At 68.0% G+C, this 14470-nt stretch carries 14 protein-coding genes, 2 rRNA genes and 1 riboswitch; of the genes, 2 read left to right on the plus strand and 14 right to left on the minus strand.

The genetic code is table 11. The annotated features are described in order from the left end of the window. Window positions 1–12: 12 nt before the first annotated feature. A 5S ribosomal RNA gene (rrf, locus tag AC1DOP_RS26780) occupies window positions 13–125 on the plus strand. Between the two features lie 169 nt (window positions 126–294). Here rrf and AC1DOP_RS26785 read toward each other — a convergent pair. The 14 genes from AC1DOP_RS26785 to cobT form a co-directional block, all read right to left on the minus strand. Continuing rightward, window positions 295–693: a DUF2061 domain-containing protein gene (locus AC1DOP_RS26785; protein ID WP_442124902.1), complete on the minus strand. Its 399-nt coding sequence runs from the start codon at window positions 691–693 to the stop codon at window positions 295–297. Between the two features lie 73 nt (window positions 694–766). Then, window positions 767–2227, minus strand: coding sequence for a cobyric acid synthase (locus tag AC1DOP_RS26790; protein WP_442124903.1), 1461 nt, complete (start codon window positions 2225–2227; stop codon window positions 767–769). Beyond that, window positions 2224–3102: a cobalamin-binding protein gene (locus tag AC1DOP_RS26795; protein ID WP_442124904.1), complete on the minus strand. Its 879-nt coding sequence runs from the start codon at window positions 3100–3102 to the stop codon at window positions 2224–2226. The genes AC1DOP_RS26790 and AC1DOP_RS26795 overlap by 4 nt, the downstream gene beginning before the upstream one ends. Then, window positions 3099–4079, minus strand: coding sequence for a threonine-phosphate decarboxylase CobD (gene cobD, locus AC1DOP_RS26800; protein WP_477254321.1), 981 nt, complete (start codon window positions 4077–4079; stop codon window positions 3099–3101). Before cobD ends, AC1DOP_RS26795 begins: the two co-directional genes overlap by 4 nt. Beyond that, a complete protein-coding gene (gene cbiB / locus AC1DOP_RS26805) occupies window positions 4072–5031 on the minus strand; it encodes an adenosylcobinamide-phosphate synthase CbiB (RefSeq protein WP_442124906.1) in 960 nt (319 codons plus the stop codon). Before cbiB ends, cobD begins: the two co-directional genes overlap by 8 nt. After that, window positions 5025–5585, minus strand: a complete 561-nt coding sequence (gene cobU / locus AC1DOP_RS26810; protein WP_442124907.1) for a bifunctional adenosylcobinamide kinase/adenosylcobinamide-phosphate guanylyltransferase — start codon at window positions 5583–5585, stop codon at window positions 5025–5027. The genes cbiB and cobU overlap by 7 nt, the downstream gene beginning before the upstream one ends. Next, entirely contained in the window at window positions 5582–6883 is a 1302-nt protein-coding gene (locus AC1DOP_RS26815) for a cobyrinate a,c-diamide synthase (protein ID WP_477254323.1), read from the minus strand. Before AC1DOP_RS26815 ends, cobU begins: the two co-directional genes overlap by 4 nt. Next, window positions 6883–7521 (minus strand): cob(I)yrinic acid a,c-diamide adenosyltransferase, encoded by a 639-nt coding sequence (gene cobO / locus AC1DOP_RS26820; protein ID WP_442124909.1) that lies wholly within the window; start codon window positions 7519–7521, stop codon window positions 6883–6885. Before cobO ends, AC1DOP_RS26815 begins: the two co-directional genes overlap by 1 nt. Next, window positions 7502–8290: an ABC transporter ATP-binding protein gene (locus AC1DOP_RS26825; protein ID WP_477254326.1), complete on the minus strand. Its 789-nt coding sequence runs from the start codon at window positions 8288–8290 to the stop codon at window positions 7502–7504. Before AC1DOP_RS26825 ends, cobO begins: the two co-directional genes overlap by 20 nt. Before the next feature lies 1 nt (window position 8291). Further along, the gene (locus AC1DOP_RS26830; RefSeq protein WP_477254328.1) at window positions 8292–9317 is read right to left on the minus strand and encodes a FecCD family ABC transporter permease; all 1026 of its coding nucleotides are present in this window, start codon (window positions 9315–9317) and stop codon (window positions 8292–8294) included. An 18-nt stretch (window positions 9318–9335) separates the two neighbouring features. Next, the gene (locus AC1DOP_RS26835; protein ID WP_442124912.1) at window positions 9336–11186 is read right to left on the minus strand and encodes a TonB-dependent receptor plug domain-containing protein; all 1851 of its coding nucleotides are present in this window, start codon (window positions 11184–11186) and stop codon (window positions 9336–9338) included. Window positions 11187–11258: 72 nt separating this feature from the next. Further along, window positions 11259–11489: riboswitch (cobalamin riboswitch) on the minus strand. 21 nt (window positions 11490–11510) lie between these two features. Then, window positions 11511–12056 (minus strand): histidine phosphatase family protein, encoded by a 546-nt coding sequence (locus tag AC1DOP_RS26840; protein WP_442124913.1) that lies wholly within the window; start codon window positions 12054–12056, stop codon window positions 11511–11513. Between the two features lie 3 nt (window positions 12057–12059). Next, window positions 12060–12839, minus strand: a complete 780-nt coding sequence (locus AC1DOP_RS26845; RefSeq protein WP_477254330.1) for an adenosylcobinamide-GDP ribazoletransferase — start codon at window positions 12837–12839, stop codon at window positions 12060–12062. Between the two features lie 10 nt (window positions 12840–12849). Next, a complete protein-coding gene (cobT, locus tag AC1DOP_RS26850) occupies window positions 12850–13890 on the minus strand; it encodes a nicotinate-nucleotide--dimethylbenzimidazole phosphoribosyltransferase (protein ID WP_477254332.1) in 1041 nt (346 codons plus the stop codon). A 443-nt stretch (window positions 13891–14333) separates the two neighbouring features. On the opposite strand from cobT, the gene AC1DOP_RS26855 reads away from it, so the two are divergent. Further along, window positions 14334–14470 (plus strand): 16S ribosomal RNA (locus tag AC1DOP_RS26855); the annotation flags it as partial.

The following is a 14470-nucleotide window of genomic DNA, read 5'->3' on the forward strand; positions in this document are numbered from 1 at the left end:
GTACAAGTCATGCCTGATGACCATAGCAAGTCGGTACCACCCCTTCCCATCCCGAACAGGACCGTGAAACGACTTTGCGCCGATGATAGTGCTGCAACCAGTGTGAAAGTAGGTTATCGTCAGGCTAATTATTCGCAGAAGCCCGCTCAGTCAAACTGAGCGGGCTTTTTGCTTTTCTGGCGCGCCTGAAACCGCTTTCAATCGCGCCCCAATTCAAGCGCAAACGCAGCCGCGAGCCGGGCAAATTTCAGCGCATGCAGTGCTTGTCCACCCGAGTTCGCTTGACGCCGACGATTAGGCCGCCCGCAGGCTGCGGCCGAACGGCAGCCTGTCCCACATGCGGTCGTGCAGCGGCATCAGGATCACATTGCAAACCGGTTCCAGCACCGCCGCCAGACCGCCGAGCGCGGTCGACCCGGTTGCGTAATACAGCACCCCGAAGGCGACACCCATGTGCATGACGCCCAGGCTGAACTTCTCGGCCGTGAGCAGCAGGTAGCGCCGCTGACCGCCGACGCCACGCAGGCAGCGATGCCAGGCTTTTTCATGGAAGGGCACCAGTAGAACGTTCAGCAGCGGTTCGATCAGCACGGCGAGTCCGCCCAGGGCCATCGAACCCGTTACCGCATAGGCGATCGCGAAACCGATCGCCAGGTGGGTAATGACTTGACTGCCTTTGCGTGCCACTGCCATGGGAAACTCCTGTCGTTCTCTACCGTGCAGGGAATGATAGCGATTCTCATTTAATCAGTAAAATCGATATATTTTAGCGATATGATAGAAGGAGTCTATCAAGCAAGGGGGCAGCCGCATCCGCGATCCGGTCCAGGCTGGCTTCGCGCAGGGCTGCGGCGTCGACGGCGTGTTCGCTGTGCAGTCCGGCCCAGCGCAGCAGGGTGGCGCAGGCGGCGGGATGGTCGAACATCCCGTGCAGATAGCTGCCCATGACCTGGCCGTCGTTCGAACATGCGCCTTCGCCGCGGCCGTCGATTTCGAAGGCCGGCCGCGCCAGTGCGGCGCCGCTCGACACGCCCATGTGGATTTCGTAGCCTTCCACCGCGGCGCCCGCTGCCGCCGGATCGAAGACGCAGCGGCCGCTCACCCTGGCCAGGCGTTTGTCGCGCGTGAGCACGGTGCCCACGTCGAGCAGGCCGAGCGCGTCGGATCGGCCCGCCGTGCCTTCGACGCCGTCCGGATCGTCGACGCTGCGCCCCAGCATCTGGAAGCCGCCGCAAATGCCGATCACCTTGCCGCCATAGCGCAGGTGACGCTGGATGGCTTGCTGCCAGCCCTGCCGCTGCAGCCAGGCGAGGTCGGCGCGCGTGTTCTTGCTGCCGGGGAGGACGATCAGGTCGGCGCCCGGAATCGCCTGGCCCTCGCGCACGAAGCGCAGGTCGACGTCGGGGTGGGCGCGCAGCGGATCGAAGTCGGTGTGGTTGCTCATCCGCGGCGTACTCGGTACCACCACGCGGAATTTACCTTCGCGCCGGGTCACGCCCTGGACCGCGTCTTCCGCATCCAGGTAGAGCCCGTGCAGATAGGGCAGGACCGCCAGCACCGGCTTGCCGGTCTGCTGCTCGAGCCATTCGAGGCCCGGCTCGAGCAGCGCGATGTCGCCGCGGAAGCGGTTGATCACGAAGCCGGCGATGCGATTGCGCTCGCTCTCGGACAGGCAAGCCAGGGTGCCGACGATGTGGGCGAACACGCCGCCGCGGTCGATGTCGGCCACCAGCACCACCGGGCAGTCGACGACTTCGGCAAAGCCCATGTTGGCGATGTCGCGGTCGCGCAGGTTGATCTCGGCCGGGCTGCCGGCGCCCTCGACGATGATGCTTTCGTACTGGGACAGCAGCCTCGCATGCGATTCCAGCACCGCCCCCATCGCCACCGTCTTGTACTGGTGGTAGTCGCGCGCGTTCATCTCGGCACGCACGCGGCCGTGGATGATGACCTGGGCGCCGATGTCGCTGGAGGGCTTCAGCAGCACCGGATTGAAATCCGTGTGCGGCTCGACGCCGGCGGCGATCGCCTGCAGGGCCTGGGCGCGTCCGATCTCGCCGCCGTCTTTCGTGACTGCGCTGTTGAGCGCCATGTTCTGCGGCTTGAACGGCGCCACCTTCACGCCGGATCGTTTCAAGAGCCGGCACAGGGCGGCCACCACGGTGCTCTTGCCGGCATCGGAGGTCGTCCCCTGGATCATCAGGGTCCGGTAGGGAAAGGGCTTCATTTGGTCCGGTGCTGGCGCGCGAGTTCGAGCTTCTCGCACAGCATCGCGGCCCCTGGAATCATGCGCGGGCCGGAGCGGTTCAGCAGGTTGCCGTCGATGGTGAACAGGTTATCGTTGCGTACCGCCAGCAGGGTGCCATAAGGCTTCCACATGTTCACGCCGCCGTAGTTCTTTTCGGCCGTGGCGAAGATCGCTTCCGGATTCTCCTGCAGGACGCCTTCCACGCTGACCACCGGCGCCGTCACCGGGAGCTTGGCGAAGATGTTTTCGCCGCCGCACAGGCGCAGCGCATCGCTGACGATGTGCTTGCCGCTGAGGGTGTAGAGCGGCTTGTCCCAGACCTGGTAGAAGGTCCGCACCGTCGGGCGGCTGGCATAGCGGCTGCGCAGGCTGGCCAGCTGCTGGCGCAGCTCGGCGGCGGCCGGGTTGGCCACTTTCTCGGTGCCCATCAGCTGGCCGAGCCTGGCCAGGCTTTCCGGAATGTCCTCGAGCTTGATTGGTTCGCTGTGGTAGAGCGGCACGCCGAGCTTGCGCACCATATCGATCTGGCGCTCGGAGCTGCCGTGGCGCCAGACCACGATCAGGTCGGGCTTGAGCGCCATGATGCGTTCCAGGTCGACCTCGCGGTTGGAGCCGATCTGCGGGATCTTCTTCGCTTCTTCCGGGAAGTCGCTGTAAGAGACCACCCCGACCACATGGCTGCCGCCGCCGGCCGCGAACAGCAGTTCGGTGACGTGCGGGGCCAGCGAGATCACGCGCTGGGCCGGCTTCTGCAGGGTGACGGTATTGCCGTCGTCGTCCTTGACGGTGACGGCGGCCTGGACCTGGCCAGCCGCCAGGGCGGCCAGCAAGATCAGTGCTTTCGAAGTGTTCATCGGTGCTTCCATTCTTGAAGTGCGTGTTCGATACGGTGCCAGTCCGGTTCCCGGGCCGGCAGGCCGAGGCGGATGCCGCGCGCCGCCTGGCGGAACAGGCGCACCCAGATCGCGTGGCGCGCCATATGTTCATGAAATTCCTCGGGGCGTCGTTCCGCCCACCAGTGAAACAGCGGCGTGCCGGACGCCTTGATGCCGTAGGCCGCGAGCAGTCCGCGCAGCCGGGCGCCATCGCGCGCCAGGCGCTCCTGCGTCGCCTGCCGCCACGCCGCGTCGCCCAGCGCCGCCAGCGCAACCTGCTGGGCAGGGCCGCTGACCGTCCAGGGCCCGAGCAGGTCCTCCAGCGCCGCCAGCAGCGGCGCCTCGGCCGCCACGAAACCCAGCCGCAGTCCGGCCAGGCCGAAGAACTTGCCGACCGAGCGCAGCACCACCAGTCCCGGTCGGCCGGCATGCGCGGCCACGCTCAGTGCCGGCGCCGTGTCGCCGAAGGCTTCGTCGACCACCAGCCAGCCGCCGCGCGCGCCCAGCTCCGCGGCCCAGCGCAGCAGCGTGTCCGGCGGGACCACATCGCCGGTCGGATTGTTCGGGTTGCAGACCACGACCACGTCGCTGTTGCCCACCGCGGCGTCGAGCATCGGGTAGCCGGTCAGGCGCAAGGTGTGGCCGTGCTGTGCCCAGTGATGGGCATGCTCCGCATACGAGGGCGCGGCCACCGTCACCCGCGACGGCGGGCGCAGGCGCGGCACGGCCTGGATCGCGGCCTGGGTGCCGGCCACCGGCAGCAGCGTATGGGTGCCGTACCAGGCGCAGGCGGCATCGACGAGCGCCGGATCCGGTTCCGGCAGGCGCTGCCAGGCGTCGGGCGGCAACGCCGGCGCCGGATAGCCGGCCGGGTTGATGCCGGTGGAAAGGTCGATCCAGTCCTCGCCACCATAGCGCCGCCGGGCTTCGCGCAGATTGCCGCCGTGTTCAAGCATGGGGCGCTCCGATCTGGTAGAGGACGGCGCCGAGGCCGAGTGCGGCGACGGTCCACAGCAGGGTGGTATGGAAGACCAGGCGCCAGGCGCGCCGAATATCGCCGGCGGCGGCGGCCGGGCCGCTGCCCAGCACCGGCCGCTGCTCGACCTGTCCGTCATAGACCGCGGCGCCGCCCAGGCTGATGCCGAGGGCACCGGCGCCGCTGGCCATCACCGGGCCCGCGTTCGGGCTGCTCCATGCGGGCGCCTGGGTGCGCCAGCAGCGCAGCGCGCGCAGGCGGCCGGCGGCGGGCGCCAGCAGCGCATACGACAGCGCGGTCAGGCGCGCCGGCACATAGTTCAGGGCGTCGTCGAGGCGCGCGGCCACGCGGCCGAACCGATTGAAACGCGTATTCCGGTAACCCCACATCGCGTCCAGTGTGTTCGCCAGGCGGAACAGCAGGGCGCCGGCGCCGCCACCGACCAGGAACCAGAACAGGGTGCCGAACACGGCGTCGTTGCCGTTTTCAAGCAGCGATTCGGCGCCGGCCTTGGCCAGCTCGGCTTCGCCCGCATCCGAGGTGTCGCGGCTGACGATGCGCGAGGTCAGCCAGCGTGCGCGCGCCAGGTCGCCGCTCGTCAGCGCCTCGTGGATCGGCAGCGTGTGGTCGCGCAGGCTGCGCAGGCCGAGGCAGAGGTAAAGCAGAATCGCGTGACAGGCCAGGCCGGCCGCGCCCTCGGCAGCGCACAGCCAGGCGGCAATGCAGCTAGGGGGCAGCACCGCCAGCGCCCAGCCCAGCGTTCCGCGGGCGATGCGCCGGCCGCCGTTGTTCATGCGCCGTTCCAGCCACTGCGCCAGGCGGCCGAAGCCGACCAGCGGATGCCAGCGCCGCGCTTCGCCCAGCAGCAGGTCGAGCGCGACCCCGGCCGCCAGCAGCAGTGCGAGCGTGAGCGGCGCCACTCCGCTCAGCACGGCGATCCCTTCAGGGCCAGCGGCAGGCCGGCGGCGACGAACAGCACGCGCTCGCAGCGCGCCGCCACTTCCTGGTTCAGGCGCCCGGCTTCGTCGACGAAGCTGCGCGACACCGCACCGACCGGCACGATGCCCATGCCGACTTCGTTCGAGACGAAGATGACTTCACCGGCGGGCGCTTCGTCCAGCCAGGCCAGCAGGTCGGAACGCTCCCAGGTGAACAGGGGCGGCAGCTCGACCTTGCCGACCTCCGGAAATTCCTGCTGCGTCGAAAACATCAGGTTGCTGAGCCACAGGGTCAGGCAGTCGACCAGCACGATGCGGTCCGGCGCGCACAGCCGGCGCAGGGCCCGGGCCAGCGCGGCCGGCTCCTCCACCGTCTGCCAGGCTTCGGGGCGGCGTTCGCGATGGTGGGCGATGCGCGCCGCCATCTCGGCGTCGCCGGCATGCGAGGTCGCCAGGTAGACCACTTCCTTGCCGGATTCGCGCGCCAGGCGCTCGGCCAGAGCGCTTTTGCCGGAACGGGCGCCGCCGAAGACGAGGGTGCGGCTCATGGTGTCTCCTGCGTGAACAGGCCGGCCGCCGCCAGGGGATTGGAGGCGAAAAAGCCGTGGAAGTAGGAAGCCGTCAGCGAACCGTGCCGGTACACCGCTTCGCCGCGCAGGCCCGATGGCTGCTTGACCGTGTACGCGACCGGTTCAAGGTCGGTGTCCATGGTCGAGTAATGGAAGGTGTGGCCGCGCAGCTCGCCGGCGGCGGTCGGCATTCCCTGCGACCCGAGCCCGGCCAGGCGCTGCTGCATGACGACCCGGCCGGGCAGCAGGGCCGGCATGGCCCAGCACTGGCCGTCCTTGTCGGTGATCGATTCCGCGACCGCCATCATGCCGCCGCACTCCGCCAGGATCGGCAGGCCGGCGGCGTGGATGGCGCGGATCGAGTCGCGCCAAGGCGCCGCCCGGGACAGGGCTTCCGTATGCAGCTCCGGATAACCACCGGGCAGCCAGACGGCGTCCGTCCCCGGCGGTACGGGCTCGCCGGCAAGCGGCGAGAAAAAGCGGAGTTGTGCGCCGAGGCTGCGCAGCACGTCCAGGTTGGCGGGATAGATGAAGCAGAAGGCGGCGTCGCGCGCGATCGCCACCGTCTTCCCGGCCAGCAGCGGCGGAATCGCTTGTTCCGGATCGGCGTGTTCCGGCAGGCGCGGCGTCAGCGCCTGCCAGGCCTCGGTGTCGAGGTGCAGCTGGTCGGCCAGCTCGTCGAGGATGGCGTCGATGTCGTCGACTTCGCCAGGCAGCACCAGGCCCAGGTGACGCTCGGGCAGGCGGCGCGCCTGTTTCGGCAAGGTCGCCAGCAGCGGAATGCCGCGCAGCGAAGCCGCCACCATCTGGCGGTGGCCTTCGCTGGCCACGCGGTTGGCGACCACGCCGGCCATCTGCACCGGACCGTAGTCGCGCAGGCCCTGCACCACGGCGCCGGCGGTCTGCGCCATGCTGGAAGCGTCGATCACGGCCAGCACCGGAATGTCGAAGGCGCGCGAGAGGTCGGCGGCCGACGGGTTGCCGTCGTACAGGCCCATCACGCCTTCGATCAGCACCACGTCGGCCTCGCGCGCGGCTGCCGCCAGGCGGCGCCGGCACTCCTGCAGGCCGACCATCCACAAATCGAGGGTGTGCACGGTCGCACCGCAGGCGCGCTCGAGCAGCATCGGGTCGATGAAATCGGGACCGCACTTGAAGACGCGTACGCGCTGGCCCTGGCGAACCAGGCCGCGCGCGAGGGCGGCGGTGACGGTGGTCTTGCCCTGGCCGGAAGCGGTGGCCGCCACCAGCAGCATGCGTGCGCCGGGATGATCCATCACCACTCCGTGCCGGCCTGCGCCGCGATGCCCGCCTTGAAGGCGTGCTTGACCACGTTCATCTCGGTGACGGTATCGGCCACTTCGATCAGTTCGGGCGGCGCCGCACGGCCGGTCACCACCACGTGCTGCATGGCGGGGCGGTCGAGCAGGTCGGCGATCACCGTGTGCACGTCCAGGTAGCGGTATTTGAGGGCGATGTTCAGCTCGTCCAGCACCACCAGGCCGACCTCCGGATCGGCCAGGAAGCGTTTCGCCTGCTGCCATGCTTCCTCGGCCTTGGCGATGTCGCGTTCGCGGTTCTGGGTTTCCCAGGTATAGCCTTCGCCCATCGCGTGGAAGCTGACTTCGTCGGGAAAGCGGCGGAGAAAACGTTCTTCGCCGGTCGACATCGCGCCCTTGATGAACTGGACCACGCCCACCTTCATGCCGTGGCCCAGCGCGCGCATCGCCATTCCGAAGGCGCTCGAGCTCTTGCCCTTGCCGTTGCCGGTATTGACGATGATGATGCCGATCTTCTTGTCGGCGGCCGCGATCTTGGCGTCGATGACGGCCTTCTTGCGCTCCATGCGCTGGCGGTGGCGCTCGTTCAGCGCCGTAGTAGCGGAAGCAGTGTCTTCAGGAGTCATGTCGTTCATGGTGGTCTTCGAAAGGAATGAAGATGCGGCGGCCGCCGTGTTCGATCATCTCGATCGGGTGGCCGAGGTAGTCGCCCAGCAGGGCCGGCTGCATCACCTGCGCGACCGGTCCGGCCAGCCAGCCGCCGTCGCCGCGCAGCAGCAGGGCGTGGGTGGAGATGCCGTAGGCCAGGTTGAGGTCGTGGCCGATCATGACGACCGTCTTGCGCTCGCGCCGGCACAGCCGCGCGAGCAGGCCGGTCACGCTCACCTGGTGGGCCAGGTCGAGCGCATTGGCCGGCTCGTCCAGCAGTAGCAGGGGCGTGTCCTGGGCCAGCAGGGCGGCGATCGCGACGCGCTGGCGCTCGCCGCCGGACAGGGTGCGCACGTCGCGCCGGGCCAGGTGCTCGACTTCCATCGCCGCCAGGGCCCGCAGGGCGGCCTGATGGTCGTCGCTGCCTTCCCAGTAGCGGTTCGCATGGTAGGGGTGGCGCGCCGACAGCACGGTGTCGATCGCGCTGTAGGCGAAGGCGTCGGTGCGCGACTGCGCCAGGTAGGCGCGCTGGCGCGCCAGCTCTTCCAGCGGCCAGTCGTCCAGCATGCGGCCGTCGAGTCTTACCGTGCCCTGGTTCGCGCCGCGCAGCCCGGCCACGGTGCGCAGCAGGGTACTCTTGCCGGCGCCGTTGCGGCCGATGATGCTCCAGCATTCGCCGGCCTGCACGGCCCAGTCGAGGTCCCGCACCAGCGTGCGGTCGGCCACCTCCAGCGTGAGTCCTTCGGTAGTAATCATCTTATTTGCGCAGTTGGTGCAGTTGGTACAGGAAGACCGGCGCGCCGATCAGGGCCGTGATGGCGCCCACCGGCAGCTGGGTCGGGGCGATCACGGTGCGCGCCAGGGTGTCGCACAACACCAGGAAGCTGCCGCCCAGCAGCACGGCCGAGGGAATCAGCACCCGGTGGTCCGGGCCGAAGGCGAAGCGGCAGGCATGCGGCACGATCAGGCCGACGAAGCCGATCGAACCCGCGTTCGTCACCGCGCTGGCGGTCAGCACGCCGGAGACGAAGAACAGGCCCTTACGCAGCCGGCCGACTTCGATGCCGAGCGTGCGCGCGGTATCGGCATGCAGGGCCAGCACGTTCATCGCGCGCGCATTGCGGAGGGCAAAAGCGAGGCCGCCGGCCAGCACGACCCAGGGCAGCACGCGCAGCGGCGTGCCGGCCAGGTCGCCGATCATCCAGAACACCATGTTGCGCAGGGCGCCTTCGGGCGCGATCGACAGCATCAGCGTCACCAGGGCCATGCACGCCGACATCAGGATGACGCCGGTCAGCAGCAGGGTCGAGGTGCCGCCTTCGGCCGCCACGCCGCCGCGCATGTCGCGGCGCGCCAATATATACAGCAACATCGACACCGCCACCGCACCGAGCAGGGCGGCACCGTCGACCACCACCGCCGCGCACATCATCAGGAGCGCGAACAGGGCGCCGACCGAGGCCCCGGCCGAGATCCCCAGTACATAAGGATCGGCCAGCGGGTTGCGCAGCAGGGCCTGCATCATGATGCCCGCCAGCGCCAGCGCGCCGCCGGTGACGAAGGCCGTCAGCGCACGGCCGGCGCGCAGCGCCAGCAGCGAAGCCGCCAGCGTGTCCTGGCGGCCGTGAAGCAACTGGTTCACCGCGTCCGGCAGTTCCGCCAGCCCGACCGTGACCGAACCCGTGGTGCCGGAGAACAGCAGGCAGGCAAGGGCGGCAAGCAGGAGCGAGCCGACGATCATGGTGGTGCGCCGGCGCGCGGCGGAATGATGGAGTGGATGCATGCTGGCTTGATGAGTGAATTAACGGATCCCGTAGCGCAGCGCGGCGAACCAGCTGCGTCCGGCCGTGCCGTAGTTGCGCGCCAGGTCGTAGCGCTTGTCCGCCGCATTGTCGAGGCGCAGCAGCACCGACCAGTCGCGCGTGAACCGCCACGTAGTGTACAGGTTCAGCAGGCCGTAGCCACCCAGGCGATTGAGGTTGGCAGCGTCGTCGAAGCGGCGGCCGGAGGCCTGCAGCTCGGCGCCAAGGTCGAACTGGTCGAGCGCGTAGCCGGCCGTCAGGCTGGCGTGGCGGCGCGAACGGCGCGCCAGCTGCTTGCCGGTGGTTTCGTCGCGCGGATCCTGGAGGTCGACGCTGGCGCGCAGGTCGAGGCTGTGCAGGCGAGTCTCGGCCGACATCGTCAGGCCTTCGAGCAGGGCGTGGTTGACATTGTAGGCGCAGCTGCCGGTGCGGCTCGGGCAGGGGTTGACCGTCACGATCATGTCGGTCAGGCGGTTGCGGTAGTAGTTCGCCTGCAGCTCGGCGCCGGCAACCTGCCAGCGCAGGCCCACTTCCGCATTGCGGCCCTGTTCCGGCTTGTTGGTCGGCAGGCCGTAACCCGGGTAGTACAGCTCGTTGTAGGTCGGCGCGCGGAAGCTGGTGCCGACGCTGGCGGTGGCGCGCAAGTCCTTGCTGAACTCGTAGCCATAGCCGGCCGCGCCGGTGGTCTTGCCGCCGTAGACGGAATGGTCGTTGCGCAGGCTGAGATCGAGCAGGTGGCTGCCGTGGTGCATATCGTAGGCGGCGGCGACCGAGTTGGTGATGCGCGAACGGTTCAGGGCCGTACTGGAGCTGGACAGCACCTCTTCCTTGCGGTGGCCGAACAGGACCTGCAGGGTATCGCCGTCGAGGTCGAAGGTATTCTGCCAGGTGTATTCGTCCTGGCGCGTGTCGATCTGGCTGGCGCCGCTGGCGGCCGCGCTGGTGAAGCTGCCCAGCCTGTCGTTCGAGCGGGCGGCCTGCAGGCTGCTGCGCCAGTTCGGCAGGATGCGGTCGTTCAGGAACACGGCATAGCTGTCGATGTCCTGCTCGCTGTGGGTGTCGTAGCTGGAGGCGCCGCTGTCGTACTGCGCGCGCAGGCGGCTCTTCAGGAATTGCGCGCCCACTTCATGCCCCGGCGCGAGCTGCACGGCCAGGCGGCCGTTCACGCTGTTGCGGGTGTAGCCGTCGTCGTCCTTGTTGTAGCTCGACGAGCCGGGGCGGGTGCTCGAAAAGCCGTCCGAATCCTCGCGCGCGCTGCTCAGGGCGTAGCTGACGCTGTGGTCTCCGCCGGTGGAGCCGTGCACGCTGGCGTCGACCTGGCTGGTGCCGTAGGTGCCGCCGCCGGCGCTGGCGCTGAAGGCGGGCGTGCCCGCGCTCTTCTTCGTGAAGATCTGCACCACGCCGCCGATCGCGTCGGCACCGTACAGGGAGCTGAGCGGGCCGTAGACGATCTCGATGTGGTCGATGGAGGACAGCGGGATCGCATTCCAGCTGGCGGCGCCGGTGGTCGAGGAGCCGATGCGCACGCCGTCGATCAGGACCACGACCTGGTTGCTGTTGGCGCCGCGCAGATAGACGCTGGTGCTGGCGCCCGGGCCGCCGTTGCGCACGATCTCGATGCCGCGCTGGCGGCGCAGCAGGTCGGCGACCGAACCGGCGCCGGCGCGGGCGACTTCGTCGCTGGAGATGACGGTGACGTCGGGTATCACCTCGTCGGCACGCTGGGGCGTGCGGGCGGCGGTGACGACGACGGTCTCGAGCGATGGATCGGCGAGGGCGGAAATCGAAGGTAGGGCAAGGGTGAGGGCGAGCAGGGGCGCGGCCGCCTGCCGTGAAACGGGAAAGCTCATGACGATGTTTTCTTTCGTGGACAACCGGCCGACGTCCCCGTAGGCCAGATTGAACAGAAGCGCCGGCAAGCCGGCCGCTTCCACCTTTTGGCCGGTATCCGGGCTGGCAAGTGTGGCCGTCTGACCTTCCCATGCTTGCGCACAGTGGTATGAGAAGACGGTTGCCGCATCAGCTTTCGCATCACGCGGCACTTGCTTACCGTTGCGGGGGCAGCACACGTCGGCTCGTTCGAAGAGCTTCGTGTTTCCCGTTTAACTGCGCCTGAGAACACAGGCGCGAGCACCAAAACGCCGACATTATACGGCGAATAGCCCGCCGTGTTGTCAAACTTCCAGCGTGACGACTTCGCCGTAAGCGATGCGGTGCGGCTTGCGGGCGGCGTTCAATGCGGCTTCGTCGAGGCTCCCGGCGCCTTGCATGGCGCTCAGGAGACGGATGGTGCCGGCATGGCAGACCAGCAGCGCTTCGGCATCGCCGGCCTGGCGCAGGTCGTCGCTGAAGGCGGCCACGCGGCGGGCGACATCGAGAACGCATTCGGCGCCGCCGGGGCGGTAGAGGAGCAGGTCGGCGGCCCAGGCATCGACTTCTTCGCGCGGGATCGCGTCCCAGGGCTGCAGCTCCCAGCGGCCGAAATCCATCTCGGCCAGGCGCGCATCGAAGCGCAGGCTGTGCGGCTGCAAGCGCCGCGCCAGCTCGGCGCAGCGCCGCAGCGGACTGGCAATCACCGGCAGCTGCCCGGGCAGGCCGGCCATGCGCAGGCTGGCGTGCACGCGCGCGAGCTCGGCTTGCGTGACCGCGACGTCGCTGGCGCCGTAGCACAGGCCCTGGCCGACCTCCGGCTGCGGATGGCGGACCAGGTGCAGCTTCACGGCTCAGGTCCAGGCGCCATGGCCGAGGGTGGCCAGCACGCCCACATAGATCAGCGCTTCGGCCAGTTGCTGCACTGCGCCCAGGCAGTCGCCGGTATAGCCGCCGAGGCGGATGTGCAGCTTTCGGCCCAGCCACAAGGCGGCAAGCAGGGCCGCCAGCAAGGCCGCCAGCACGGCCGACGATGCGATCCAGCCGCTCGCCAGCAGGACCGGCACCGGCAGCAGGGCGGCGATCGTCGCGATCGCGAATTCTGTGCTGCTCATCTGCTGGGCCAGCGGCTTGGCCTTGCCTTCGCCGCGCACATAGTCCAGCTTCCAGATCAGCGAGGCGGCGGCCAGGCGCGACAGCGGGTGAGCCAGGAACAGGGCGCCGACCGCCACGCGCGGCGGCAGCATCGCCAGCGCCGTCAGCTTGACGGCCAACATGCAGACGATGCCGATCGCACCGTAGGCGCCGACCCGCGAATCCTTCATGATCTCGAGCACGCGCTCGCGCGTCATGCCGCCGCCCAGGCCGTCGCAGGTATCGGCGAAGCCGTCCTCATGGAAGGCGCCGGTCAGGTAGATCGAGGCAGCGGTCGACAGTACGGCCGCTACCGGCGCCGACAGCACGAGGGCGGCGGCGAAGTAGACGCCGGCCGCGATGGCCGCGACCACGCAGCCGACCAGCGGGAAGTAGCGCGAGGCGTGCTGCAACCAGCTGGCTTCGAAGCCGACCCAGGATGGAATCGGCAGCCGCGTGAAGAACTGCAGCGCGATGAAGAAGAGGCGGACCTGCTGCATCTTGGTGTCTTTATTCGGTGGCGGATTTTTCGCTGACGCTGGCCGACGAGAAGGTCGCCATCTCGTTCAGGAAGTTGGCGGCCGCGTGCAGCAGCGGCAGCGCGAGCGCGGCGCCGGTACCTTCGCCCAGGCGCATCCCCAGCTGCAGCAGCGGACGGGCGCCCAGCTGCTCCAGCATGCGGCGGTGGCCGGCTTCGTCGGAGCAGTGCGCGAACACGCAGTAGTCGAGGATGGCGGGCGCCATGCGGCTGGCGGCGAGCAGGGCGGAGCTGACGATGAAGCCGTCGATCAGCAGGGTTTTGCGCATGGATGCCGCCTGCAGCATGGCGCCGGCCATCATCGCGATTTCGAAGCCGCCGAAAGTGGCCAGCACGCCGAGCGGATCGCTCACGCCGGCATGGCGCTCGACGGCCGCTTCGATCACATGCTGCTTGCGCAGCACGCCCTGCGAGGACAGGCCGGTGCCGGCGCCGACGCAATCCGCGACCGCTACGCCGGCCAGCTTGTGCATCAGCGCGGCGGCGGCGGTCGTGTTCCCGATGCCCATCTCGCCAAAGCCGACCACATTGCCCGGCAGCTCAGCCACCAGGGCCGCGCCATGTTCCATCGCCGTCGCACATTGTTCGGCCGTCATCGCGGGTTCGAGCGCGAAGTTGCGGGTGCCATGGGCGACTTTGCGGTCCAGGAGACCGGGGCGCGGGCCGAAGTCGTGATTCACACCCGCGTCGACGATATATAAGGCGGCGCTATTCTGGCGCGCGAACACATTGATGGCGGCGCCGTCGGCGAGGAAGTTCTCGACCATCTGCCAGGTCACGTCCTGCGGGTAGGCCGAGATGCCTTCGGCGACCACGCCGTGGTCACCCGCGAACACGATGACGGCCGGCCGGTCGACCGATACCGCGACGGTCTGCTGGATCAGGCCGAGCTGCTTTGCCAGACTTTCCAGTGCGCCGAGGCTGCCGAGCGGCTTGGTCTTGTTATTGATCGCATCGTCGAGCCGGCTGGCAAGTTCGGGATGTGCGGTAGTGGTAATGGAAGGCAGGTGCATGCTGGCGGGGGAGTGGTAAAAGCGGCAAAGATAGCATACGGGCAAGCGTTGCAGACTGCAGGCGGCTTTGCTATAGTTCGCGTCCTGCTTCTGCAGCGCACGTCGAGATTCAACACCGAGTGCACACTGMAGAAAAGGATGAGTTGACGAACACTGCGAAACACTGCATAATCTCGCTTCTCTGCTGCTGACGAACAAAACGATTCGCCGGATGCAGCAAGGYAGTACCGAATACGATCTTTAACAATCAACAGTCGATAAGTGTGGGCGTTTGATGAAGTGCCRGCATCCTTCGGGATGCTGAATGCTTAAATTATCAAATGTTCACAAAAAGTATAACGTTGCTCAGCAATGAGTAACGGTCAGTATTTTGAGTGAGCGAAATCGATCCAGTGGATCGATTTCGAAATCCGCAGCGATGCGGGTTTCGACAAACAGAGATTAAACTGAAGAGTTTGATCCTGGCTCAGATTGAACGCTGGCGGCATGCTTTACACATGCAAGTCGAACGGCAGCGCGGGGCAACCTGGCGGCGAGTGGCGAACGGGTGAGTAATACATCGGAACGTACCCAGAAGTGG

Source organism: Massilia sp. 01N410, assembly GCF_056399665.1.

Coding starts and splice junctions, on each gene's coding strand:
- AC1DOP_RS26785 (WP_442124902.1), bottom strand. CDS start 693: ATGGCAGTGGCACGCAAAGGCAGTCAAGTCATTACCCACCTGGCGATC.
- AC1DOP_RS26790 (WP_442124903.1), bottom strand. CDS start 2,227: ATGAAGCCCTTTCCCTACCGGACCCTGATGATCCAGGGGACGACCTCC.
- AC1DOP_RS26795 (WP_442124904.1), bottom strand. CDS start 3,102: ATGAACACTTCGAAAGCACTGATCTTGCTGGCCGCCCTGGCGGCTGGC.
- cobD (WP_477254321.1), bottom strand. CDS start 4,079: ATGCTTGAACACGGCGGCAATCTGCGCGAAGCCCGGCGGCGCTATGGT.
- cobU (WP_442124907.1), bottom strand. CDS start 5,585: ATGAGCCGCACCCTCGTCTTCGGCGGCGCCCGTTCCGGCAAAAGCGCT.
- AC1DOP_RS26815 (WP_477254323.1), bottom strand. CDS start 6,883: ATGGATCATCCCGGCGCACGCATGCTGCTGGTGGCGGCCACCGCTTCC.
- cobO (WP_442124909.1), bottom strand. CDS start 7,521: ATGAACGACATGACTCCTGAAGACACTGCTTCCGCTACTACGGCGCTG.
- AC1DOP_RS26825 (WP_477254326.1), bottom strand. CDS start 8,290: ATGATTACTACCGAAGGACTCACGCTGGAGGTGGCCGACCGCACGCTG.
- AC1DOP_RS26830 (WP_477254328.1), bottom strand. CDS start 9,317: ATGCATCCACTCCATCATTCCGCCGCGCGCCGGCGCACCACCATGATC.
- AC1DOP_RS26835 (WP_442124912.1), bottom strand. CDS start 11,186: ATGAGCTTTCCCGTTTCACGGCAGGCGGCCGCGCCCCTGCTCGCCCTC.
- AC1DOP_RS26845 (WP_477254330.1), bottom strand. CDS start 12,839: ATGCAGCAGGTCCGCCTCTTCTTCATCGCGCTGCAGTTCTTCACGCGG.
- cobT (WP_477254332.1), bottom strand. CDS start 13,890: ATGCACCTGCCTTCCATTACCACTACCGCACATCCCGAACTTGCCAGC.